Consider the following 25,037-nt stretch of genomic DNA (forward strand, 5'->3'; position numbering starts at 1 on the left):
CCGCAGGACGGCGTGTTTATTCGCTGCGCCAGATGTCGTAAGCCCTTTCAGGAAGTTGCTTGAACGGACGGAAGCTGATGCCTTTGACATAGCTCGCAGCAGCAACCTGGTCTTCAGGCTCATAGAGCGGCAGGGCATAGGCCTGATCCAGAATGGCGAAGTTTTGCAGCTTGCTGTAAAGCTCAAACCGCTTCGCCTGGTCGAGCGTCGAGGCGGCTTCATTCAGCCATTGTGCCAATTCAGGTGCCGAAGCACGGCTGTAATTGATGTATCCGCCCTTATCGAGTGGCAGGTAATGCAACTCGATATCGATGGCATCGGTTGGTGTGTTGGAATTGGCAATTGAGCCAAATTCGCCCGTCTTGCGGCGATCCGTATAAGTTCCGGCATCCACATAAACGATCTTGAGATCAATGCCCGCACTCTGGCGCGCCTGTGCCTGCAAAGCCTGCAACAGAACGTCACGCTGATCACGCACCGTTGCCTGTGCCTGAACAACTTCAATGGTCAGCGGCTTGCCGTCCTTGGTGCGGAAGCCTTCCGCATTGCGTTCGGTCCAGCCCGCTTCGTCAAGAAGCTTGTTGGCAAGCTCTGGATCAGCACCGTATTTTCCTTCGATGCTTTTGTCGTAGAATTGTGGATCAATCGGCGAAGTGATGCCCCATGCGCGAGTGCGTTCCCCCCGATAGACGGACTTGAGAATCGCATCGACATCAAGCGCAGCAACCAGCGCCTTGCGAACATTCAGCTCCTGCGTCGGCCCCCACTCGACATTGAGGAAAAGCGAATAAGGTGTGCCGGTATTCAAGGCTGTCTGATAAGTGAAATCAGGATTATCCTTGAACAAGGCTGCATCATTGCCGGACACACCTTCAATGACATCAACCTGACCCGAAGTCAGCGCACCTGTTCTCACTGAGGACTCGCCTAAGAAGCGATATGTCACTTCATCAAGATAGGCCGGACCCTGATGGCCGGCATTTGCCGGTGCCCAGTTGTAATCCGGGTTCTTAACGAAATTGAGTTCCTGCCCCTTGGCATAACGTTTCAGAATGAAAGGGCCAGTGCCTGCGATCTGAGGGCCGCCGGATTTGATTTCGTCTGATTTGAATGCAGCGGGCGAGAGAATTTCGAGGCCGGCGATATAATCGAGAAACGGCGCGTAAACGCTTTTGAGTGTGAAGCTGACTGTGTTGTCATCAAGCGCCTTCACATCCGCAATGCGCGACACTGGCCCGGTGCTCGTGCTACCGGAATAGGCCGGATCTTTGAGCGCCGTAATGTTGGCAATGATGGCTTGCGCGTTTAGCTTCTCGCCGTCCGTGAACTTCACATCATCGCGCAGCGTGAATGTGTAGGTTTTGCCGTCGTCTGAAATCTTATGGTCTTTCGCAAGCCACGGCACATAACCGCCGTTAGCCGTGCGTGCGAGAAGCGATTCATAAGCATTGCGCAGCAGAAGCTTGGTCTTGTCCTGACCATTAAGTTGAGGATTAAGCGTTGCGGGCTGAGTTTCAACACCCCAGACCAGCTTGCCACCTTCAACGGGTTTCACATCTTCCGCAAAAGCGATTTTTGGCAGCGCGACCGCTGCAAGAAGTGCGGTTCCAAGTGTTAGAAAATATCGGCGATTAAGCATGTTCGGTCTCTCTTGAGAGGAATGGAATTAATCCTGAAGCCAGATGTCGTAAGCATTTTCGGGAAGCCGCTTGAAAGGACGGAAACCGATGCCTTTTACGCGCGATGCTGCAACAATCTGATCGGCTGGCACATAGAGCGGCAGGCCATAAGCCTGATCGAGCAGTGCGAAGCGTTGCAGTTCTGCGTAAGTCTCGAAGCGCTTTTGAGCGTCGAGCGTGGAAGCGCCCTGATCCAGCCACTCGGAAACCTTCGGGTCTTCAGTTCGACTGTAGTTGATCGAGCCACCCTTATTGCGTGGCAGATAATGGAAGTAGATCGTAACGCCGTTTTCCTGCGTCGTGGTCGAGTTTGGAATTATCCCGTATTCGCCGTCTTTCTGGCGGTTGGAATAGGTGCCCGCATCGACATATTGCAGCGCAATATCAATGCCCGCATTCTGTCGGGCCTGTGCCTGTACCGCCTGCAACAGTATATCTCGCTGGTCGCGCACGGTGGATTGTGACTGAACAACCTCAATCGTCAGACGCTTACCGTCTTTGGTGCGGAACCCGTCTGCATCGCGTTCTGTCCAGCCCGCATCATCGAGAAGCTTGTTGGCAAGGTCCGGGTTGAAACCGTAAGTGCCTTCAATCGACTTGTCGTAAAAGTCGGTATCGGCAGGGGTGAGAATGCCCCAGGCACGTTCGCGTTCACCCCGATAAACCGACTGAATGATGCGCTCAACATCAATTGCAGCCAGAACTGCCTTGCGCACATTGATGTCAGAAGTGGGCGCGCGGGTGATGTTGAGATAGAGCGTGTAAGGTGTTCCGGTGTTGATTGAAGTTTGATAGCTAAACTCCGGATTATCCTTGAAAAGCTGGGCATCATTGCCCGGAATGCCTTCGGCTGCATCGATCTGCCCGGAGGTGAGCGCGCCGATACGCACTGAGGATTCAGGCAGGAAACGATAGGTCACATCATCAAGATAGGCCGGACCCTGATGGGCGGCATTTTCGGGTGCCCAATTATAGTCGGGGTTCTTGACGAAGCGGATTTCCTGACCCTTGACATATCGGTCGATGATAAAAGGGCCGGTTCCGGCGATTTCTTTTCCGCCGGCCTTCAGCTGAGCAGACTCGAATGCTTTGGGTGAGATCAGTTCAATACCCGCCGCGCCATCCAGAAAAGGGGCGTAAACACGGTCAACTTTGATAACGACGGTTAGGGGATCAACCGCCTCTACTGAGCTGACGCGTGCAACATGGCCTGCACTGATGCTACCCGAATAGGTCGGTTCTTTAAGTTTGTTGAAGTTGAGAGCAACAGCCGCCGCGTCGAATTTCTCCCCATCCGAAAACTTCACACCGTCGCGCAGTTTAAATGTATAGGTCTTGCCGTCTTCAGAGACTTCGTAGCTCTTGGCGAGCCATGGTACATAACCACCCTCCGGTGTGCGGGCCAAAAGGGATTCATAGCTGTTGCGTAAAATAAGCTTGGCCTTGGCCTGACCATTCAAATGTGGGTTGAGCGTGCTTGGCTCTGTCTCCACACCCCATGTGAAAGAGCCACCACTGACCGGTTCAGTCCCCGACTGTGCGAAAGCAATACCAGCTCCGGCGGAAAGAGTGAGCGCAAGGGCACTGAGCCCACCCAGTAAAAATCTTCTTGTTACCACGTTGAATATCCAGTTTGGGGGATTGAAAGGTTTTATGCCGCGATGGCCGGGCGAGCATTGGCGAGAAGCTCAATGGTTCTGAGACGGTGGGCGCCATCAGCAACCGGACAATCGACAATAAATTCTGTGACGCCGAAGTCCCGATGAAGTTGCGCTAGCTCTGCATGGACATGCTGTGGCGTTCCGCGAATGACATGCGGTGTCCGTTCTTCGATCGTATAGTGCGTGGCGCCTGCCTGTTTTGCATATTCGACCGCCTGCTCTTCGCTGCCCACATTGACAGGTTGCAAGCCTTCAACCGAAACGCGGAATCGCCGAATATCGCCAATCAGCCGTTCGGCCTCTTGATCGCTGTCTGCCACGATAATGCTGACTGCAAGTATTGCAGGCCGATGCGCAATCGCCCGGTAAGCCACAAGTGCAGCCTTTATTGCTTCGGCATCACCCTGAATATGCCCGGCATAAACAAATTCCCAGTCGAGGCGGGCGGCAAGTTCGGCACTTTCAATACTGGCACCAAGAAGAAATGTTTCCGGCTTTTGCGGTGGAACCGGATAAGCTTCGAGATGACTCTCCTCATCAGATCCTGCGTTATCATGACTGAGATAGCGATCCAGTTCAGTCAACTGCGTCTCAAAGGAAGGCTTTTTCGCCGGATCATAAGCTCCCTGCAAAGCACGCGTTGAAAGCGGCAAACCACCCGGCGCTTTTCCCACGCCCAGATCAACTCGCCCCGGTGCCAGCGAAGACAGAAGATTGAAATTTTCGGCAACCTTATAGGCGCTGTAATGCTGGAGCATGACACCACCCGACCCAATCCTGATGCGTTTCGTATGAGCGAGTAGAAATCCAATCAGCACTTCAGGCGATGAACTCGCCAGAGCGGGAGAATTATGGTGTTCGGCTACCCAGAAGCGTCTGAAGCCTGCCTGTTCTGCCCTCTGCGCAAGTGCAACCGTTCGGCTTAGAGCTGCTCTGGCATCTTCTCCGCCTTGAATTGGGCTCTTATCAAGAAAGCTAAGCGCGTAAGGCATGTAATCCTCATCAGTAAACCTATTGAAGATATAGCCTATGGTTTTTGTCTATCTTTAATCGAGAAACGTTGTTCCAATATTATGTCAATATTTAAACGTTCATATCGTGCAAATGTAAAAATAAATATGCAATCTGAATGGTAGATACTTCGATATGATTGGATATGTTCTTCTTAGAATGGTCGATTTTGAAGTATCTGTTTTCTCGGAGGCCTTTAATGGTAGATATTATTTCTCAATCGTCTCTTCTGGATCCTGCGGCGCAGCCTCTCATAGACGGGCTGGTTTATGAATATGACAGCCGTTATGCGAATCTGGATCGACCGGGTGGCGCGCGCGCCGAGATTCTGCGCTATCCTGCGGAAGCGTTTGAACCGCCACTCGGCGGTTTTCTGCTGCTTCAGCGCGATGGGGAAACCATCGCCGGAGGCGCTTACATGAGCCACGACGATGAAACTGTCGAACTCAAGCGTATCTGGACGGCGTCGCATTTGCGCCGGCAGGGGCTGGCGCGTCGTATCGTTTTGGCCCTCGAAGAAAGCGCTGGGGAGTTGGGTTACACACGTGCCTATCTCTCCACCGGCTTTCGCCAGCCTGAGGCAGCAGCGCTTTATATTTCGCTCGGCTATCGTCCACTTTTCGATACATCAGCGGATGTTCAGCACTATCGCTCATTGCCCTTTGAAAAGCACATCGGCACCAAACTGGGACAGCCAGTCTCCACACCGGTTTATCCCCCATCGTCCTCATTTGAAGAGGCAACCCAACGTGTGCAGGAACGCAAAGCGAAGCAGGAAGCAAAAATTCTCGCGCGGCTTCAAAGTTATCGCGAAGCAGCAGCCTAAAAGGAAATGAGTATGCCACTTTCAAATATTGAACATTTTGCCTTCCTCATTCCCGGCAGTCATCACGAGAATGATCCCGCACGAGGTTTGGAGGATACGCTTCAGCTTTTCGAGCACGGAGAGCGGCTGGGATATGATAGTGCCTGGGTGCGGCAACGGCATCTGGAACGCGGTATTTCATCTGCCGCGACATTCCTTGCTGCCGCTTCGCAGCGGACGAAAAACATCGGCCTCGGTACTGCGGTCATTCAGCTTGGTTATGAAAACCCATTCCGATTGGCCGAAGACCTTGCAACTGTGGACCTGCTCTCAAAGGGCAGGCTGAATGTCGGTGTTTCTGTCGGTGCCCCACCGTTTGCACATCTGATCGCAGATTTTGTGGATGAAGCGCCGATCGCCGATTACAGTCATACGCGTGCAGAAAAACTGGCTCAAGCCTTGCGGTCAGAACCGCTTTCGGACGAAACGGAAGCAGGCAATGCCGCTGGCGCACAAATCCCGCGTTTAAGACCCTTTGCCAGGGGGCTGACCGACCGTCTGTGGTATGGCGGCGGATCGCAGAATTCTGCACGTTGGGCGGGACAGGCGGGATTTAACCTTCTGACGGGCAACATTGTCAGCGGTGAAAATACGGATGATTTCCTGACGGCCCAAAAAGCCTTGATTGAACGCTTTCAGAGGGAATGGGCGCATGAGCGCGCGCCGCGCGTCGCGCTCGGCCGGGTGATCCTGCCCACGGACAGCGCGAGTCCTGATGCGCGTCGTCGCTATACGGAATTTGCCGCAGAACGCGACAAGCGAACCGGTTTCGCGCATGGTCCGCGCCGCACATTGTTTCTGCCTGACATTGTGGGGACGACAGAGCAAATTCTGGAAACACTGGCCGCCGATCCTGTTTTACCGCTTGTCTCCGAATTCCGGCTGGAGTTGCCATACGAGTTTCATGCGGAGGATTATGCGCAAATTCTCACAGACTTTGCGCGGCTTCTTCCTGCTTCGGAAACAAGGAAGCCGGAGTTGAGCGTGGTTCGCGCCGGGTAGCCCTGCAATCCATTCATTATGATCGGAATACAATCATGACGCAGTCTAAAGCTCTGCTTCTGGGCGTGGGTATCAGCGCCGCCACCACACCTCAAACAGGCAAAAAGCAAACGCGTCAGTTCTGGACGGAACTGATAAAACCGTTTGATACTGCGTTTGCATTTCTGACGCTGGAAGATGAGTTTGCACACAAGGAGGGCGATGGGCTGGATGCCATCTTGCTGGCAAACTGGCTGGCGCCACGCCTCACCAATATCGGCATTATCGCCGGCGCTTCGCTGAATTTTCTGGAACCGTTTCACGTTTCCACCGCCATTGCTACGCTTGATTATGTCAGCGAGGGGCGTGCCGGGCTTCTTGCGCAGCAGCTCACGGATCAACGCAATCTGGAAGCTCGCAAGGCGCTGGGATCGTTGAATGGGTATCCGTCGCTTGATCAACAGTCGCTGAAAACAGATACCGAAGACGCAATCGAAGTTATTCGCAGGCTTTGGGATAGCTGGGAAGACGATGCCGTCATCCGTGATCAGCAAACACAGCGTTTTCTCGACGCATCCAAGCTTCATTACATTAATTTCGAAAGCGATAATTTCCGCATACTTGGGCCTTCGATCACACCGCGTCCGCCACAGGGGCAGCCGGTTGTGGCCGCCACACTTTCAAACCTTGATGAACTGAATATCACCCGTGGTGCGGATGTAATTTTTGTTCCAGCAGATGAGCAGCTTATCAGTGTTGCGAATGCCGCACCGTTTGTCGTCGCCGATCTCGTGGTTTCTGACAAACCAACTGTTCAGGACACCATCGACGCTGCCACCGAAATCCAAGCGTGGGGCGCTTCGGGTATAAGGTTAGTGCTCTCCGACCCACAATTGCAAAGCGATTTCGTTCTCAAGGAACTGCTGCCCGCATTGCAGGCGCAAAAGCTTGTTCACATCGGTGAAGGCACTACGCTGCGGTCGCGGTTCGGCCTGCCGGATGCAATCAATCGTTACTCGACAGCCGCCTGAATGAGGGAACCGGGAAAATGACAAAGCTTAAACAGGTTATTCTTGGGGCACAGTTTCCGGGCGTCAACAATTTCACCGTATGGAGCGATCCGGCAGCGGGCAGTCAGATCGAGTTTTCTTCGTTCAGACATTTTGCCCAAACGGTGGAGCGCGGCAAGTTTGATTTTATCTTCCTCGCGGAAGGCTTGCGTGTGCGTGAGCAAAAGGGAAAGCTTCACGAGCTTGATGTGGCCGGTCGTCCCAACACGCTGGCTATTCTCACCGCACTCTCTGCAATCACTGAAAATGTGGGGCTGATTGGAACACTGACAACCACATTCAACGAGCCTTATGCGCTTGCACGGCAGCTTGCGACATTCGATGTTCTTTCCGGCGGGCGGGCAGGGTGGAACGTGGTGACGTCGCCTGGCGCATTTACGGGCGCAAATTTCCGGCGAGGCGATCATCTGCCATTCAAAGAACGCTATGAGCGTGCGCGTGAATTTCTGGATGCTGCGCAAAAAATCTGGGCTGGTGGTGATTTTGCTTTCAAAGGCAAGCATTTCGACATTATGGGTCATTCAGATCTCGCGCCTTTGCCACAAGGTGCGCCGGTTATTGCACAGGCGGGCGACTCGCAGGAAGGGCGTGAGCTTGCCGCCAGCCATGCGGATGTCATCTACTCCCGCCATGGGACGCTGGAAGCAGGGCAGGAATTTTATCGCGATGTGAAGCAGCGTTTGGTCAAGTATGGACGAAGCCCGGATTCACTCAAAATCTTGCCGGGAGCAAATTTTGTTTTGGGCGATACCCGGCAAGAGGCAGAGGAAAAACTGCGCGAAATCCGTCTGCAGCAGGTCAGCCCGAAATCTGCCATTACGTTTCTGGAACAGGTATGGAACCGCGATCTCTCAAGCTATGACCCTGATGGACCTTTGCCTGAACTTGAGCCGGATATTGCGCATGAGCAATTGGCTCTGGGCCGTGCAACACGCTATGATGACCGCATTGATACGGCGCGCGCGTGGCGCGAGCTTGCTGAACGTGACAAGCTCAATATCCGTGACCTGATTATCAAGGTTACAGCACGGCAGCAGTTCGTCGGCACACCGCAGACGATAGCGGATGAAATCAACGCTTATGTGCAGGCGGATGCAGCCGATGGATTTGTGTTTGCTCCGCATCTTACACCGGGTGGATTTGATGAGTTTGTCGAAAAGGTTGTGCCAATTTTGCAGGAGAAAGGTGTGTTCCGTGCGGAATATTCGACAGGCACTTTGAAAAGCAATCTTGGTCTATCGGATTGAAATCGTTAACTGTGCAATCAAGCGGTCGAAATTTCTGCCGCTTGATGTTTCTTATCTCGCATTTCGTTGATTTTAATTTTCTACAAGTTTAGTCGAATATAGAATTAGCATTCTGGGTACGCTCGCCGAGGGCTGATACGTTGGGATGGAATGAAATATCTGGAGTAATGGACAGAGATGGCTTCAACCGTAACCTATCTGCGCGAAACTCTTCCTCAAATCGAAGAAGAAACAGTTGCTCCTGCCGAGCTTAAAGCGGCGATGCGTCAGCTTGCTGGCGGTGTGAGCATTGTAACCGCAGGTTTTGATGAAGGGCGCTCGGGTGCGACTGTGACCTCAGCAACGGCCTTGTCGGTAGAACCTGCGACAATTATTGTGAACATCAATCTCTCATCATCTGTTTGGCCGGTGATCAACCGTCATAACCATTTCTGCGTCAATATTTTGTCTGCTCATCAACAGGCTGTTGCTGATCGTTTCGCCGGTAAGGGTGGCATTAAGGGCGCTGCACGCTACGAAGATGCTCAATGGTACGCGCTCGAGAGTGGCGCTTTGGCGCTTCACGGTGCACTTGCGTCGATTGATTGTGCCGTTGAAGACGTTATTGAGCGCCATACCCATGCAATCATCATTGGCCGGGCACTTAAAATTGTCACAGGCGAGGGCGAGCCACTGCTTTATCATGGCGGTGCCTATAAGTTTTTAGGTGTATGAAACACTGATTAACTGAAGAAGAAGCTTTTAATACTGAGGCTCGGGATTCATGCACTTCGTCCTGTAGCGCATTCCGAAAAGCAATCAGCCGTCGTGCCCGTCTACGATCTCTCTTTAAAAAGCACGCTCTGATCGAAAAGATAACGGTGAGAAAGCGGCAAACTTGCCGCGCCCATCGTCTTTCCATGAATGCCGACTCTGCCTTCGAGAATTTCGGGCGCCGAAAGCCCTTGCAGGTCGATGCGTTTAAGCTCCAGTTTCGTTGCTTCGACGATTCTGAACCGAACATTTTGCGGCAGCCAGCCGTCAATAATCGCAGCAGGAAAATCAATCACCGATGCGGCAGCAACGGCTGCATGGGCCAGTCCGCGTGCGGCCAGCGCAATCCATTCGTCTAACAAATCGCCGAAATCCGGCCAGCTTTCCGGTGAAAGCCACAGCTCTTCCGATGAGATATCATGTTCATGCAGCATGCGTTCAAGGACGAAGAGCGACGCCGTATCAATTAGCTGAATTGTTTTGTGCGAGTCGTCACTCCCACGCATACGCATGGGCATTGATCCCAGAGCGCCAGCGTTACCCGTACGGCCAGGATAGAGCGTGTTGTTCAGAACCACGCCACCGCCGATGAATGATCCGATTGAGAAATAGACGAAATCTGTAAACTCAGGCCCACGCCCGAAGGTCAGCTCCGCACCGCAAGCGGCGGTGCCGTCATTTTGCAAAAAGACCGGAAATGGCAAACATGATCCAAAATCGTGAATCAGGTCGGCATCAAGCCAGGCATTCATATCGGCAGCGGGGGCTCCAACTTCCTCGACCCAGTTCCAAAGTTCAAAAGGCAGCGCAATGCCAAGACCTGCAATACGTTCGCGTTTGTCTTCATCCAGTGATGCGGTAAATTGATTGATGCTGTCGAAAGCAAATTCGCGAATTTTGTCGGGAACGGGCCAGGAATATGTGACGTGGCGACGCTGGCGAATGTGGCCCAGAAAATCCATCAAAATGATTTCTGCGCTGCGCCGTCCGATTTTAAGGCCAAAGGAAAAAACACCGTCAGCGGCAAGCCGCATTGGCATTGATGGTTGCCCGACGCGCCCGCGCATGCGTTCGCCCTGTGTAATCAGACCATCTCTTTCCAGTTCGCGAATGATCACAGAAATTGTTTGGGCGGACAGCCCGGTCTTTCTTGCAATATCGGCCCGCGCCATTCCTCCATGACGGCGCACCAGATCGAGCACAAGGCGCTCATTGTAAGCGCGAACGCCGACCTGATTGGATCCGCGATTAATACTGGCACCGGCTCCGCCAAATTGCGGCAAAGCTGAAGCGGTCGCTGCGGGATCGCTGCGCTGCTCAGAACCACGTTCTGCAGTGTGCCTGATCATATCCTCTCCCAGAATCCTGCAAATTTATTCAGCTTGCCTATCCCAATCGTCGGTGTCGAAAAAGCCTTTATTTTAAGAACATGATAATTAAAACAGCGTGTTAGCTGCCTGCTTTGTCCCCAATGCTGACGAGAAAGTTTCATCTCCCAGGTAAGAGAGTGGCACGACAAATTAATAAATCAAGTGGATTTATTAATTGACTCTCCGAAGAAGCCGTGTTTTGTTTTTATCACGCCGGGGGAAAGAGGAACCGGTTTCACTCTGGGAGGAGTTCATGAAGAAGACAGTTCTTTCGGCAGCGATTGCTGCCTTAACGCTGGGTGCAGCTGCTTCTGTTGCAGGCCAAGCCCATGCGGCTGATGTCGGCGCTTGCCTGATTACCAAGACCGACACAAATCCCTTCTTCGTCAAGATGAAGGAAGGGGCTATCGCGAAAGCCAAGGAGCTCGGCGTTAATCTCAAGACCTATGCCGGCAAGATCGACGGTGATTCAGAAAGTCAGGTTGCAGCCATCGAAACCTGTATCGCAGATGGTACGAAGGGCATTCTTATTACCGCTTCCGATACAAAAGGAATTGTCCCAACCCTGCAAAAGGCCCGCGAAGCCGGTGCGTTGATCATTGCTCTTGATACGCCTCTGGAACCAGCGGATGCGGCGGATGCTACTTTCGCGACAGACAATTTCCTTGCCGGTGAGCTGGTCGGAAAATGGGCTGCGGCAACGCTTGGAGAGAAGGCCAAGGACGCGCGTGTGGCTTTTCTCAACCTGACCGCTGCGCAGCCAAGCGTTGACGTTCTGCGTGACCAGGGCTTTGACGTTGGTTTCGGCATTGATCCAAAAGACAGAACGAAGCTGGGCGATGAAGACGATCCACGTATCGTTGGCCGTGATCTCACCGATGGTAATGAAGAAGGTGGCCGTCGCGCCATGGAAAACCTTCTTCAGAAAGATCCGACCATCAATGTCGTCCACACGATCAACGAACCGGCAGCTGCTGGTGCCTATGAAGCGCTTAAAGCTGTGGGTCGTGAAAAAGACGTTCTGATCGTTTCGATCGATGGCGGTTGCCCCGGTGTTAAAAATGTCGAAGCTGGCGTGATCGGTGCAACATCGCAGCAATATCCGCTGCAGATGGCCGCACTTGGCATCGAGGCCATTAAAAAATTCGCGGATACTGGCGAGAAGCCAAAGCCAACCGAAGGCAAAAATTTTGTCGATACAGGTGTGGCGCTCGTCACGGACAAGCCGGTTGAAGGTGTTGAGTCAATCGACACGAAAACTGCGCTCGGCAAGTGCTGGGGATAATGGTTTAGGGCATTTCCTGTTCTGATCGCACCCTTGGAAATGCTCTAACCATCTGTTTTTACGTGCATCTTGTTCCAAAACCGCTTCGTACTTTTTGGGATGCGCTCTAGTGATAATTTGCATCCGGCGGTTTTTGCCGGATGCTCTTGCCCCATAAAGCAGGAGACAGGCATGACTGAGCCGCAGGCGACGACCACTGCTGTAAAATCATCAATGCAGGAATTTGAAAAACCTCTCTTGCAAAGTGCGAGCGATGTCGCATCGTTCGACGCTGGCGATCACTCGGTGCTTTATCGCGTCCGGCATTTCCTGCATCACAATCCAGCGGCTGTGCCATTGATTGTGCTCATGATTTCGTTGCTGGTCTTTGGCATCACGCTGGGTGGGAAGTTCTTTTCAGCCTTTGCGTTGACGCTCATTCTCCAGCAAGTCGCGATAACTGGTATCGTGGCTGCGGCGCAGACTTTGGTGATCCTGACCGCCGGTATTGATCTTTCAGTCGGCGCAATCATGGTTCTATCTTCCGTTGTCATGGGGCAATTCACATTCCGCTATGGCCTGCCTGCAGAGATTTCCATTCTGTTGGGTTTTGCGACCGGCGCGCTGTGTGGCTTCATCAACGGCTTCTTGATTGCTTATGTGCGGCTGCCACCCTTTATCGTTACGCTTGGCATGTGGCAGGTAATCCTTGCCACGAATTTCCTCTATTCCTCAAACGAAACCATTCGTGCGCAGGAGATTACGGCAGAGGCGCCGATCCTGCAGTTTTTTGGTGAAAGTATCCGCATAGGTGGGGCAGTGTTTACCTATGGCGTCATCGCAATGGTGTTTTTGGTGCTGCTGCTGTGGTTTGTGCTGAACCATACGGCCTGGGGACGCCATGTCTATGCCATAGGTGATGATCCCGAAGCCGCAAAATTATCCGGCGTTTCCGTCAAGCCCATCCTGATGTCGGTCTATGTTCTGGCGGGGCTTATCTGTGCGCTTGCTGGCTGGGCCATGATTGGGCGCCTCGGCTCTGTATCACCGACAGCAGGACAGTTCGCCAATATTGAATCCATTACGGCCGTTGTGATCGGCGGGATTTCGCTCTTTGGCGGGCGAGGATCCATTCTCGGCACCATGTTTGGTGCGTTGATCGTTGGCGTTTTCTCATTGGGTCTGCGCTTGTGGGGTACAGACCCGCAATGGACCTACCTTTTGATTGGTGTTCTTATTATTGCCGCCGTTGCCATTGACCAGTGGATCAGAAAGGCCGCCGCATGAAAACTTCACTCACGCCTGTCCTCTCCGCTAAAGGCCTGGTCAAGCGCTATGGACGCGTTACTGCCCTCGACCATGCCGATTTCGATCTCTATCCGGGGGAAATCCTCGCTGTCATTGGTGATAACGGCGCAGGCAAGTCGTCGCTTATCAAGGCGCTGTCAGGTGCAATTCGCCCTGACGAGGGCGAGATCCTGCTTGATGGCAAGCCAGTTAGCTTCCATTCTCCGATGGAAGCGCGTCATGCAGGTATTGAGACGGTTTATCAGAACCTCGCTCTTTCGCCTGCGCTATCCATCGCCGATAATCTGTTCCTCGGACGTGAAATTCGTCGCAAGGGACCGCTTGGTTCGTTACTCAGGATGCTTGACCGTGGGGCAATGGAAAAGATCGCCCGCGAAAAGCTGTCGGAACTCGGTCTGATGACCATCCAGAATATTGGTCAAGCGGTGGAAACCTTGTCGGGTGGGCAGAGGCAGGGCGTTGCGGTTGCACGTGCTGCAGCATTCGGCTCCAAGGTTGTCATCATGGATGAACCAACGGCGGCACTTGGCGTAAAAGAATCCCGACGCGTTCTTGAGCTTATTCAGGATGTGAAAGCGCGTGGAATGCCGATTGTGCTCATCTCCCACAACATGCCGCACGTATTTGAAGTGGCTGATCGCATCCATATTCATCGTCTTGGTCGCCGCTTGACGGTTGTCGATCCTAAACAATATTCAATGTCGGATGCCGTCGCCCTGATGACGGGCGCAATGGCGCCGCCTGCCGAGGCTGCCTGATCTGTTTGGTCCGGCCATTGTCCTTATGCCCAAAAAGACCTTGCGAGCTCACCCCAACTTGTGAAATGAGTTGAGAAATCAAAAGGAAAAGGTTGTATCCGGTAAATCTGTCACAAGATGTCGCGCCGGATTTTACCACGGTCAAAGGCCAGTGAATGAGCGAGAGTTTTGCATCTGTCGATGAAGAGCAGGAGCGCGCGCGTGTGGCGTGGCTCTATTTCATCGGGGGCCAGACCCAACAGGAAATTGCGCAGCGGCTCAACATCACACGGTTAAAGGTCAACAAGATCATCGGTCAGGTTCGGGAGTCCGGGCAGATACAGGTCAATGTAAGCCTGCCGCTTGTGGATTGCATCGAACTGGCGGAGAAGGTCGCAGCGCGCTACGGTTTAGCCGACGCCGTTGTGGTACCGGATCTTGATGATTATCTGGAGCAGAAGCGTGTGATCGGCGAAGCCGCCGGAACCATGGCAAGCGAACTGATTGCAGGGCGGGACATGGGCGTGGGCATTGCTTCGGGCCGCACTTTGAGTTTCGCAGTCAGAAATCTGCGTTCGCGACCGAAAGCTGAGAGCTGGGTCGTCAGTCTGACGGGCGGCGTGACCAGCGGCTCATCGACCAATACATTTGAAGTCGCAACCGATTTTGCCCGTGCGCTTGGCGTCGAGTGTCATTATCTTACCGCACCGATCTATTGCGCCAACCGCGAAAGCCGCGATGCCATACTTTTAAGCGACGAGCTGACGGACGTTCTGGCACGCACCGAAATTGCCGATATCGGCCTTGTCTCTTGCGGCGCACTGACATCGGAAACGTCACTCACCCATATCCGCGTGGTGAAGGACAACCTGGACTCCGTGCTGAAGCTTGGGGCGGTCGGTGAATTTCTGGGGTATTTTCTTGATGCTCAGGGGCGTCCGATTGACCATTTCCTCAATGATTCAATCATTGCATTGCCACCGGACAAGCTCAAACTCAAACCAGCATCTGTTCTGGTTTCGGGTGGGTTGAACAAAATTCCGATCATTCGGGCCATTCTGCGCGGCGGTTATGTCAATCGCCTCGTCACCAATGAAGGCGTCGCCCGCGCATTATTACAGGGGCCACGCTAAACACGGGCCCCGGTGCTGCTTGATTAAGCCTTTGCTTGAAGCGCTTCTGCCATGGCGCGCAAGGTTACGAATGTAGACGCTGCACCCGGATCAATATGACCGATAGAGCGTTCGCCAAGTTTGGCGGAACGGCCACGGCGCGATTCCATTGCAGCCGTCGCATTCATACCCGCTTCGGCACCATCGCGAGCGGCAATCAGCACGTCGAGCGTGGATTTGCCGGCCTTTGCCGCTTCATTCGCAGCCTCAACTGCCGGGACCCAGGCATCGATCATCGTCTTGTCGCCCGGTGCCGCACGGCCCCGATCCTGGATGCCCTGCGATGCTGCTGCAAGCCATTCGGCCATGCCGGCACCATCAAGGTTCAGACGATTACTGACAGCTGTGCCTGCGCGCAGGAACGCGGTTGCATAAAGCGGACCTGACGAAGCGCCAACCGCATCCAGAAACGCTTTGGCCATGCGCTTGCAGATGGCTTCAATGGTTTCATCGCCCTGCTCGTCTTCAAGCGCATGTTGCACGGCCTTCCAGCCGATCTCCATGGTGATGCCATGATCGCCATCGCCAATCACGCCATCAAGTTCCGAGAGCCAGTTCTTCTCGGCGATGATCTGATTGCCGACATTCATCATCATCGCCTTGAAAAGGGCAGGCGTCACATCGCCCTCGGTAATGAGCTTGCGCGGCGTGTCCGTAGTCGCTTCCTTGTGTTCAGCAGCGCGTGCTGCCTTGCGATGTGAAGCCGGTTCACGATCCGCTGCCTGCACAGCACCAACCGTCAAGGCAGGCGTATGGCATGGATGATCCAGCAGGGTCTGCAAGGTGTCATCGAGCTTCATCAGCGTGACAGATGCACCGGCCATTTCGAGCGACGTCGCATATTCGCCAACCCATGAGGCGTGGATCTGAACGCCTCTGCCATCCAGAATCTGCTTCACGCAACGGAAGATCAGGTAAAGTTCAATATGTGTGGTCGCACCAAGTCCGTTGACCAGAACTGCAACGCGATCACCAGCCTTGAGCGCCAGTTCCTCAACGACCGAGGTCATCAACTCGTCGGTCACTTCATCAGCAGGCGCAAGTTTCTGACGACGAATTCCCGGCTCGCCATGCAGGCCCATGCCGATTTCCATTTCATCGTCACCGATGGCAAAGTTCGGCTTTCCGGTCTGCGGCAGCGAGCAAGGGCTCAATGCCACGCCCATCGAACGGGTCGCCTCATTGGCAGCCTGTGCAAGGGCTTCCACACGCGGCAGGGATTCACCCAGATCAGCGGCAGCGCCCGCAATCTTGAACACGAAGAAATCACCGGCGATCCCGCGACGCTCTGTCTTGCGATCAAGCGGGGCGGAGGCCACGTCGTCTGCAACCGCAACATGACGCACATCCATGCCATCCTGTGCGAGTTCTTCCGCAGCCATGGTGAAGTTGAGGACGTCGCCGGTATAATTGCCATAGAGCATCAGTACGCCCGCGCCGCCATCCGCAGCCCGTGCTGCTTCTGCAATATGTGCAGGCGATGGCGAAGCAAAAACATTGCCAACAGCGGCTGCGTCTGCGAGACCGCGCCCGACATAGCCTGCAAAAGCTGGCTCGTGACCTGAACCGCCGCCCACAACAATGCCGACCTTGCCTTCACGCGGGCCATCGACCGCCACAACTGCACGCCCCGTTTCGCCCTCAACGCGCAGCATATCGGGATGCGCACCGACCATGCCTTCGATCATTTCTGCAATGATGTTTTCCGGCGCGTTGATCAGCTTCTTGGTTTTGACTTGTTCATTCATGTCTTTAGCTTTCTAAAACTCGTCGCGTGTTCAGATCAGTGGGCATCCCGGCGCAGATAACGACGCGATATGGCATCGAACGAAATAGCCAGCACGACGATTGCACCCGAAACAATGCCCTGCCAATAAGGAGAGACACCGAACAGAACGATAATGTTTTCAATAATAGCGATAATACCAGCACCGAAGATCGCACCGATCGGGCTGCCGATACCACCCGTTGTGGCAACGCCGCCGATGACCGAAGCCGCAATCGGCGCCAGCACCCAGCTATCGCCAATGGATGGCTGTGCGGTTCCAAGACGCGCAACCATCAGCACACCTGCAAGGCCAGCAATGGCACCGGCTGCACCGAACACCATAAGGCGCACACGGTCTACGCGAATACCCAGCATACGGGCGCCGTCACGATTGTTGCCAATCGCATACATGTAGCGACCGAACGGCGTTTTCAGCATCACGAAAGTCGCGATCAACAATGCAACAAACATGATGATGAATGGCACCGGAATGCCGAACAGATCGCCACGGCCAAGATATTGCACATCACGCGGAATGCCGGTGATGGCAACACCACGCGTCAGCACCAGATTGGCACCGCCAAAAATACCTGCCGTGCCTATGGTGAGCACTAGCGAATGCAGGCGGAGGAAAGTGACAAGGAAGCCGTTGAACAGACCAAGGCAAAGGCCGAGCAATATTGCCAGCAGCATGGCCGAATAAGGCTCAAAACCCATCCGTACCATCAAAATGCCGGAGACCACGCCGCAAAGCCCACCGATCACGCCAAGCGACAGATCGAGCTCGCCCAGCACCATCAGCATCGACTGTGCGATTGTGATGAGGCCGACAAAGGCGAGGCCGCGGGCAACAACCGACAAATTGTACGGCGTCAGGAAGTATGGTGACATGATGGCCGAGAGAGCAAAGATCACCAGAAGCGCCACAAAGACACCGGCAAGCGGCGTGCGGATGAGTTTGGAAAGGGGATTAGTTTGCATCGGCTTTTACCTCTGTTCCAAAGATCGCGCCCACGAGTGTTTCATTGTTGGTATCGGTGGTGGAGAACTCACCGGTGATATGGCCGTTATGCATGGTGATGATACGGCTTGCGCATTTCTGCAATTCGTTGAGTTCCGAGGAGACGAGGATGACACCGACGCCTTCCTCGGCGAGATTTTTCATGATGCGATAGATCTCGGATTTGGTTCGGATATCGATACCCTTCGTCGGCTCATCAAAGATCAGCACACGCGGACGCGTCGCCATGGCGCGACCGATAATGGCTTTCTGCTGATTGCCACCTGAAAGCTGCGAGATGCGCTTGCTCATTCCAGACGTGCGGATACCGTAGTCGTCGATAATCTTCTGTACGATATTGCGTTCACGGCGGTCCGAAATGCCGAGCTTGCCGCTGGTCAGCTCCAGTATCGAAATGCCGATATTCTCACGCAGTGAAAGCAGAGGCAGAATGCCGTGATGTTTGCGCTCTTCCGAAAGATAGAGCATGCCACCCGCAACCGAACGTGAGGTATCATTGAGTGTCCAGTTTTCGCCTTCGACCTTTACCTCGCCGGATTTGGCTTTCAGAAAGCCGAAGATCGTCTGCATCACTTCGGAGCGGCCAGCGCCTACCAGCCCGGCAAAGCCGAGAATCTCGCCCTTGCGCAGATCAAAACTGATGTCTTCAAAGCGCGACCCGGACAGACCGCGCACTTGCATGATGGTTTCAGTGGTCGGCTTTGACGGGCGGAAATGTTCGTCAAAGGAAAGATCGCGGCCAGACATGGCCCGGATCAGATCGGCTTCAGTGATGTCCTTGATGTGACCGCTTTCGATCTTCGTACCATTGCGAAGAACCGTATAATCATCGCCAATCTGGAAGACTTCTTCCATCTTGTGGCTGATGAAGACAATCGCGTGATCGCGATCAAGAAGACCGCGAATAACCTTGAAGACGCGCTCGACTTCAACCCGCGTCAGCGATGACGTCGGCTCATCAAGGATCAGCACCTTCATCTGCTCATTGGTGCAGGCGCGCGCAATCTGCAAAAGCTGCTGATCGGACACGGAAATATTGGCGACCAGATCATCCGGTTGCGCTTCGATACCGAAGCGGTCGAGATAGGATTTCGCCTCTTCCATCAACGCCTTGCGGTTAACGATGAAACCGCCATGGCCGGTTCGGCTGAATGGCATGAACAGATTTTCCGCAACGCTCATCTGCGGGAAAAGCGTCAGCTCCTGCGGCACATAGGCAACGTTTTTATAAAGCGCAGGATCAGCAACCGGATCGCGACCATCGATCAGCACCTGACCGCGCGATGCGCTGTCGGTTCCGGTCAGAATTTTAACGAGTGTGGATTTGCCGGCACCGTTTTCGCCAGCAAGAATATGCGTGCGACCCAGCTCGATTTTCAGGTCAACACCATCCAGCGCGGTTACGCCCGGAAAGTCCCGGCCTAATCCGCTTGTTTCAAGATAAGCCATGATGGACACCTTGGAAAACTATCGCTGCGTTTCCGGCAAGCTGCCGGTCATAGCCGATAGGACAGGAAAAAAGGGAGCACGGGAGAACCCGTGCTCCAGCAACGAGATCGGAACGGATCAGTTGCCTACGTTTTCCTTGGTGAGGAAAGCATTGCCGGTGTCGATATAACCGGGAACCGGAGCGCCGGTCGCCTGTGCCCAGAGCGTCATCACCGACCAGTAACCTTGAAGTTCAGGCTGCGATGCGGACGAGCTGTCAGCGACGCCATTGCGGATCATGTCGAGCATTTCCGGCAGGTTATCGAGGCCGACCAGCGTAACCTTGCCCTGCTTGCCGGCTTCAACGATAGCCTGACCGATACCAATAGGACCAGCTGCATCCGATGCAACCCAGCCCTTCAGGTTTGGATTGGCCTGCATGATGGCTGCGGCCTGCTGCTGCGCGATTTCGATGCTGTCATTGTCGATGCCTTCAGCAACAACCTTGATGCCCGGATGTTCCTTGAACACTTCGCGGTGGCACTCAGCGCGGATCGAATGGTTCGGTGCGGTTGGAACACCCATCATGATTGCGACTTCGCCTTCACCACCGAGCACTTCGACCAGACGACGGGCAGCAATCTTGGCCTGCTCGCAGAAATCCGACCCGATATGGGTGATGCTCATGCCTTCCGGCGGCACGGAATCGAACAGGACCAGCGGAACTTTCTGGTTCTGCGCTTCTTCGAGTGATGCACGGTTGCCCGATGGATCGAGCAGATCGAGTGCAAGACCATCCGGACGGGTGGCAAGTGCGCTGTCGATAATCTGGTTTTGCTGAACAACGTCTGCGCTCTGTGGTGCCGAGTAGACGATTTCAACATTGGCACCAGTCTGTGCCTTGAGTGCGGCGGCGGCCTGCTGGGCGCCTTCATTCACCTTGTCAAACCAAGGATGAACAACCTTTGGAACGATAACGAATCGATAACTGTCTTTTTTGATTGTTCCGGGTGCGTCCTGCGCCATGACGGAAACAGGCAGCGAAAAGGCAGCAACGGCTGCCAACATAGCAAGCTTTTTCATAAATTCCTCCCTTGGAAATCAGACGAAACATCCTCCGCCTGACCGCTTGAAAGATCACCCGGGAGGCTCCTCTGCCTTCGCCCCGATAGCGAACTCACCTCTAAATACAGATGTATTTTTATAATTACAAGAGTAATTAAAGCTCCGCTTTGCGTTATTCACTTTAGAAAAACAAAAGCTCCGGGCGTTGCCGCCCGGAGCTCAATTCGAAAAAATATGGTTGTGTTATCAGTTTGCGGAAACAAAATCCGACATGCTGGTAATCAACAGCATTCCGACAGTTGCGCCTGCGTCCTGAAGACCGATGGTCTTTTCTTGGAAAGCGGCAGCTTTGCCGTGCTGGGCAACCATCGTTTTGGTCGCTTCAAGCGCATCTTCGGCAGCTTTGGCGGCGGCGGCAAGTGCATCTGGCAGCGAAGCACCCGTTGCAGCTTGTGCTTCAAGCGTCACCGCGATTGGATCAAGAACATCGAGAAGCGTTTTGTCGCCAACCTTTGCCTTGCCGCGCTCGGCAATGCCATCGCGATAGGCGCGCCAGAAAGCGGCAATCTGTGTGGTTCCCAGCTCATCGATGCCGTCGCAGGCCTTGGATGCACGAAGGAAGCCGGTTGCGGTCAGCGTACCCATGGTCGATGGCGCGACGCGTGCCATGGTGGCACCAGCCGTGCGCAGCAGCTTGGAAATACCAGCCGCTTCCCCTTCAGCTTGCAGAGCTTCTGCGGCGCTCGCAAAGGCTTTGCTCATGGTGATGCCAAGATCGCTATCGCCAACCTTGCCATCCAGCGCGATAAGGAATTCGCGCTGCTGAGCAAAAAGCTGCTTCCAGCTATCGAAGAGGTTGATCAGATCGGATGCTGTAATGACGTTCATGTCTACACCTCAACCCGCAAAATGCTTGAAGAATGGGGTGTTAGCCGCAGCGGCAACCAGTGGCTCCAGTTCTTCATCAAGATGCAGCACGGAAACTGACGCGCCAGCCATTTCCATGGAAGTGGCAAACTCGCCGATCCAGACATGCTTGACCTTGACGCCACGCTCGTCAAAGAGCTGCGAAACCCGCCGGAACATGATGTAGAGCTCTTCAAGCGGGGTGCCGCCAAGACCATTCACCAGCACAGCAACTTCATCGCCCTTCGCATAGGTCTGCTCGGCGAAAATGCGTTCCATCAGCTCGTCGATGACAGCATCTGCGCTGGCAAGCTTCTTGCGGCTGATACCAGGTTCGCCATGGATGCCCATGCCGATTTCCATTTCATCTTCGCCGATGGAGAAGGTGGCATGACCGATTTCCGGCACAACGCAGCTGGAGAGAGCAACGCCCATGGTGCGGGTGCGCAGACGTGCCTTATCGGCAAGACGTGTCACTTCATCAAGCGACAGACCGTTGGCTGCAGCGGCACCAGCTGCCTTGTAGACAAAGAAGATACCGGCGACGCCACGACGCTTGTGTTCTTCACCGACAATCGAGGACGCCACGTCATCATTGCCAACAACCTGCTTGACGGTGATGCCATCGAGATCGGCAAGTTCCGCAGCCATATCGAAATTGATGATGTCGCCGCTGTAATTACCATAGATGTAGAGCACGCCAGCGCCCTGATCTATGGCTTTGGTCACCTGGTACATCTGCTCTGAGCTTGGCGACTGGAAGACGCCGCCGACGGCCGCGCCATCAATCATGCCTTCACCGATATAGCCGAGGAACAGCGGCAGGTGCCCGGAGCCGCCACCTGTTGCAATGCCGACCTTGCCGGATTTGGTATTGGCTGTGACCATGCAACGCTTGTCATTATCGACAAAGGTAAGCTCGGGATGTGCCCGATAGATGCCTTCGAGCATCTCATCCACGAAATTGACGGGATCGTTCAGGAATTTCTTCATGATTTCCTCTTGAGAGTATCGGGTTATTTCTTGCGTTGACGGGTGACGAAGAAGGCGGCAGCCAGCAGGATGAAGCAGCCGACGACGAGACGCTGCCACGTACTTGGGATGCCGACGAGCACCAGAACACTGTTGATGACGGTGATGAGAAGCACGCCGAGAAGGGTGCCGAAGACGGTGCCGGTGCCGCCGGTGATGCGTGCACCGCCGAGAACTACAGCGGCGATAACCGCAATTTCTGTTCCAACAAAGTCGAAAGGGCTCGACTGGCGATTGGCACAGACATGGATGATGCCTGCAAGTCCGGCCAGACCACCGGCATAGCCGAACAGGAAGATATGGATGGTGCGCAGGTTATAACCGAGGCGGCTTGCGATCTGGCTGTTGCCACCCATCGCAAAGATCGCGCGGCCCATCAAAGTGCGGTTCAATATCCACCATGTCAGGATTGCAGCCGCAGGCAGAACCAGAAAATAGAACGGCATGGTGATGGTGGCACCGGTTGCGGATTCAAACTGGAACAGCGGAAGGCGACCGAATGCACCCATTGTCGGGGGCAGGGACATAATCCAGACCGTGCCGACAAAAGCCAGCAGGAAGCCGCGAAACAGATATTGCGTGCCGATAGTGACGATCAATGAAGGCACATTGAGGTAATGCACCAGAAGCCCATTGAGAATTCCGAGAAAAATGCCGCCCGCAATCGCCATCAGAATGATGAAGATGATCGGCAGTTCCGGCATATAGGCTTGCACCAGAAGCGTCAGCGAATAGACGGTCGTGGCCGCAATCGCCGTAAAGGAAACATCGATGCCGCCAGAGGCGAGAATGATGAAGACGCCAAGCGCAAACAGGCCCATCACCACACTGGCACGGCCGATATCGATCAATGTCGAGGCTTGCAGGAATGCAGGGTTGATGATCGAGACAATCGTACAGATTGCCACAAGCAGGAAGAAAGTGATCGATTCCGGGCGCCTGCGAATGAAGTCACCCAACTTGAAGGATTGGACCTGACCCACATCCTGTTGATACTGTGACGCACTCATTAGGCAACTTCCTTCTGCGACGACATCATGGCTTGATAGAGCTGATCTTCGGTGGCCTCTGCAGCATCGAGCTCCGCGACAATGCTGCCCGAGTTCATGACGAGAATGCGATCGGCGTTCTGCAGAAGCTCCGGCAGATCATCGCTGACGATAATGAGGCCCATGCCAGCTTCGGCCAGCGCCTGAATTGCGCGGTAAATTGTGTCTTTTGATCCCACATCGACGCCGACGGTCGGACCGTGCAGCACTAAAAGCTTGGGTGCGATGCTAAGCCACCGACCAATCAGAACACGCTGCTGATTGCCGCCCGAAAGCGCGCCAACAGGCAGATCCAGATTGGTGGTGTTCAGTCGCATCTCTTTCATCAGCGAGGCGGCGATGTTGCGGCCCTGTTTCTGGTCCACGATGCCAAGGCTGTTGCAGAGCTTTCTAAAGATCAGCGCGATCTCGTTTTGGAAGATCGACTTGTCGAGGAAGAGGCCTTCTGCAAGCCGGTCTTCCGGCACATAGCCTATGCCGCGCTCGATAGCTTCCGCAGAGCTTTTGACCTCGGTTACATTTCCTTCGAGGCGGATTGAACCGGAATGCGCAGGCACAACGCCAGTGATCGCCATCGCAAGCTCGTTGCGGCCGGAATCTGCAAGGCCGGTGATGCCGAGGATTTCGCCTTTGCGTAAGCGAAAGTCGATGTCCTTGAAGCCCGAGGCGGAAAGGTGGTCGAGTTTTAGCAGTTCGGAATCACTAGGCTTTCCCGTGCGATAACGTTCGGCATCGATTTCCCTGCCGATCATCAGCTCGGAAAGCTGCTTCTTGGTGTAGTTTTCGATCGGGCCTTGCGCCACGCATTGGCCATCGCGGAAGACAACCGCATTGCCGCCGATGCGATAGCACTCATCGAGCTTGTGGGTCACAAAAAGGACGGCAACGCGTTCAGCGCGCAAGCGTTCAACGACTTCAATCAGATTGTCCACTTCGCGACGGGTCAGCGATGTAGTCGGCTCATCCATGATGACAAGCTTGGCGTGTGTTGCAATGGCGCGCGAAATGGCAACCAGCTGACGCACGGCAAGCGGCAACTCGGAAACGATTGTGTTGAGAAAAGCTTTGTCTGTTGGCAGACCAACCGTGCTCAATGCCCGTTGTGCAGTCTCGCGAAGCTGCGAAAGCTTGACGCTGCGGAACAGTCGACCATTGCCTTCCACGAGCTGCTCATTCAGCGCTACGTTTTCAGCGACGGTCAAATTGGGAATAAGTGACAGATCCTGATAGACGGTCTCGATACCGGCTGCCAGCGACTGGATCGGATTCAGCGACGTGTATGTTTTGCCATCGAGAATGATCTCGCCTTCGCTGGGTGCGTGTGCGCCGGACATGATCTTGATGACGGTGCTCTTGCCGCAGCCATTTTCACCCAACAGGTGATAGGCCTGACCAAGATCGATTGTCAGGTCGATGCCGCGCAGCGCATGAACGCCGCCAAAGCGCTTATGAATGTTGCGCAGTTCGAGAAAACGATCCGGCGACCGGTCGTTTTTCGTCCCATTCGTCGTTGTAGTTGACACGTTGAATTCCTTTGTCGCCGCACCGTTCGAACAAGCGATTGTGCTGGCTGTAGGACCGCCTGGCTATAATTGCCGCGCGCCAATGTCTTGATTTAATGTTTTTTGGTCCGGCCGAATTGCCCGGATG

The 25,037-nt window shown here is 54.2% G+C and carries 21 protein-coding genes; 9 read left to right on the forward strand and 12 right to left on the reverse strand.

The features are described 5' to 3' along the window. Window positions 1-16: 16 nt before the first annotated feature. From H5024_RS16225 to H5024_RS16235, 3 genes are read right to left on the reverse strand one after another with little or no spacing between them, the layout of a single operon-like run. A complete protein-coding gene (locus tag H5024_RS16225; RefSeq protein WP_187548154.1) occupies window positions 17-1,639 on the reverse strand; it encodes an ABC transporter substrate-binding protein in 1,623 nt (540 codons plus the stop codon). A gap of 27 nt (window positions 1,640-1,666) precedes the next feature. Continuing rightward, a complete protein-coding gene (locus H5024_RS16230; RefSeq protein ID WP_187548155.1) occupies window positions 1,667-3,298 on the reverse strand; it encodes an ABC transporter substrate-binding protein in 1,632 nt (543 codons plus the stop codon). Window positions 3,299-3,330: 32 nt separating this feature from the next. After that, window positions 3,331-4,332 carry an LLM class flavin-dependent oxidoreductase gene (locus tag H5024_RS16235; RefSeq protein WP_187548156.1) on the reverse strand — a complete coding sequence of 334 codons (1,002 nt, stop codon included), beginning with the start codon at window positions 4,330-4,332 and terminating at the stop codon, window positions 3,331-3,333. A 218-nt stretch (window positions 4,333-4,550) separates the two neighbouring features. Here H5024_RS16235 and H5024_RS16240 point away from each other — a divergent pair, with 218 nt between their 5' ends. The 5 genes from H5024_RS16240 (at window position 4,551) to H5024_RS16260 (ending at window position 9,228) form a co-directional block, all read left to right on the forward strand. After that, entirely contained in the window at window positions 4,551-5,177 is a 627-nt protein-coding gene (locus tag H5024_RS16240) for a GNAT family N-acetyltransferase (protein WP_187548157.1), read from the forward strand. A 12-nt stretch (window positions 5,178-5,189) separates the two neighbouring features. Then, entirely contained in the window at window positions 5,190-6,218 is a 1,029-nt protein-coding gene (locus H5024_RS16245) for an LLM class flavin-dependent oxidoreductase (protein WP_187548158.1), read from the forward strand. Between the two features lie 35 nt (window positions 6,219-6,253). Further along, window positions 6,254-7,228, forward strand: a complete 975-nt coding sequence (locus tag H5024_RS16250) for an LLM class flavin-dependent oxidoreductase (RefSeq protein ID WP_187548159.1) — start codon at window positions 6,254-6,256, stop codon at window positions 7,226-7,228. 17 nt (window positions 7,229-7,245) lie between these two features. Then, on the forward strand, window positions 7,246-8,514 hold the full coding sequence (locus tag H5024_RS16255) for an LLM class flavin-dependent oxidoreductase (protein ID WP_187548160.1): 1,269 nt from the start codon (window positions 7,246-7,248) through the stop codon (window positions 8,512-8,514). A gap of 177 nt (window positions 8,515-8,691) precedes the next feature. After that, on the forward strand, window positions 8,692-9,228 hold the full coding sequence (locus tag H5024_RS16260) for a flavin reductase family protein (protein ID WP_187548161.1): 537 nt from the start codon (window positions 8,692-8,694) through the stop codon (window positions 9,226-9,228). A 101-nt stretch (window positions 9,229-9,329) separates the two neighbouring features. On the opposite strand, the gene H5024_RS16265 is transcribed toward H5024_RS16260, so the two are convergent. After that, entirely contained in the window at window positions 9,330-10,616 is a 1,287-nt protein-coding gene (locus H5024_RS16265) for an ROK family protein (protein WP_247875310.1), read from the reverse strand. A 274-nt stretch (window positions 10,617-10,890) separates the two neighbouring features. Here H5024_RS16265 and H5024_RS16270 point away from each other — a divergent pair, with 274 nt between their 5' ends. The 4 genes from H5024_RS16270 (at window position 10,891) to H5024_RS16285 (ending at window position 15,079) form a co-directional block, all read left to right on the forward strand. After that, window positions 10,891-11,922, forward strand: a complete 1,032-nt coding sequence (locus H5024_RS16270) for a sugar ABC transporter substrate-binding protein (RefSeq protein ID WP_187548162.1) — start codon at window positions 10,891-10,893, stop codon at window positions 11,920-11,922. 171 nt (window positions 11,923-12,093) lie between these two features. Next, window positions 12,094-13,188: an ABC transporter permease gene (locus tag H5024_RS16275; RefSeq protein ID WP_187548163.1), complete on the forward strand. Its 1,095-nt coding sequence runs from the start codon at window positions 12,094-12,096 to the stop codon at window positions 13,186-13,188. Next, on the forward strand, window positions 13,185-13,967 hold the full coding sequence (locus tag H5024_RS16280; RefSeq protein ID WP_187548164.1) for an ATP-binding cassette domain-containing protein: 783 nt from the start codon (window positions 13,185-13,187) through the stop codon (window positions 13,965-13,967). Before H5024_RS16275 ends, H5024_RS16280 begins: the two co-directional genes overlap by 4 nt. A 155-nt stretch (window positions 13,968-14,122) precedes the next feature. After that, window positions 14,123-15,079: a sugar-binding domain-containing protein gene (locus H5024_RS16285; protein ID WP_187548165.1), complete on the forward strand. Its 957-nt coding sequence runs from the start codon at window positions 14,123-14,125 to the stop codon at window positions 15,077-15,079. A 23-nt stretch (window positions 15,080-15,102) separates the two neighbouring features. On the opposite strand, the gene dhaL is transcribed toward H5024_RS16285, so the two are convergent. The 8 genes from dhaL to H5024_RS16325 form a co-directional block, all read right to left on the reverse strand. Then, complete coding sequence (gene dhaL, locus H5024_RS16290; RefSeq protein ID WP_187548166.1) at window positions 15,103-16,866, reverse strand: dihydroxyacetone kinase subunit DhaL; 1,764 nt, start codon at window positions 16,864-16,866, stop codon at window positions 15,103-15,105. A gap of 35 nt (window positions 16,867-16,901) precedes the next feature. Next, window positions 16,902-17,867 carry an ABC transporter permease gene (locus H5024_RS16295; protein WP_187548167.1) on the reverse strand — a complete coding sequence of 322 codons (966 nt, stop codon included), beginning with the start codon at window positions 17,865-17,867 and terminating at the stop codon, window positions 16,902-16,904. Beyond that, on the reverse strand, window positions 17,857-19,356 hold the full coding sequence (locus H5024_RS16300; protein ID WP_187548168.1) for a sugar ABC transporter ATP-binding protein: 1,500 nt from the start codon (window positions 19,354-19,356) through the stop codon (window positions 17,857-17,859). Before H5024_RS16300 ends, H5024_RS16295 begins: the two co-directional genes overlap by 11 nt. A gap of 117 nt (window positions 19,357-19,473) precedes the next feature. Then, window positions 19,474-20,418 carry a substrate-binding domain-containing protein gene (locus tag H5024_RS16305; RefSeq protein WP_187548169.1) on the reverse strand — a complete coding sequence of 315 codons (945 nt, stop codon included), beginning with the start codon at window positions 20,416-20,418 and terminating at the stop codon, window positions 19,474-19,476. 228 nt (window positions 20,419-20,646) lie between these two features. After that, window positions 20,647-21,288 carry a dihydroxyacetone kinase subunit L gene (locus H5024_RS16310; RefSeq protein WP_187548170.1) on the reverse strand — a complete coding sequence of 214 codons (642 nt, stop codon included), beginning with the start codon at window positions 21,286-21,288 and terminating at the stop codon, window positions 20,647-20,649. 9 nt (window positions 21,289-21,297) lie between these two features. After that, a complete protein-coding gene (locus H5024_RS16315; protein ID WP_187548171.1) occupies window positions 21,298-22,299 on the reverse strand; it encodes a dihydroxyacetone kinase subunit DhaK in 1,002 nt (333 codons plus the stop codon). A gap of 23 nt (window positions 22,300-22,322) precedes the next feature. Then, window positions 22,323-23,348: an ABC transporter permease gene (locus H5024_RS16320; protein WP_187548172.1), complete on the reverse strand. Its 1,026-nt coding sequence runs from the start codon at window positions 23,346-23,348 to the stop codon at window positions 22,323-22,325. Then, the gene (locus H5024_RS16325; protein ID WP_187548173.1) at window positions 23,348-24,910 is read right to left on the reverse strand and encodes a sugar ABC transporter ATP-binding protein; all 1,563 of its coding nucleotides are present in this window, start codon (window positions 24,908-24,910) and stop codon (window positions 23,348-23,350) included. Before H5024_RS16325 ends, H5024_RS16320 begins: the two co-directional genes overlap by 1 nt. Window positions 24,911-25,037: the final 127 nt, after the last annotated feature.

Origin of the sequence: Ochrobactrum sp. Marseille-Q0166 (assembly GCF_014397025.1) — a bacterium.
Lineage (GTDB): Bacteria > Pseudomonadota > Alphaproteobacteria > Rhizobiales > Rhizobiaceae > Brucella.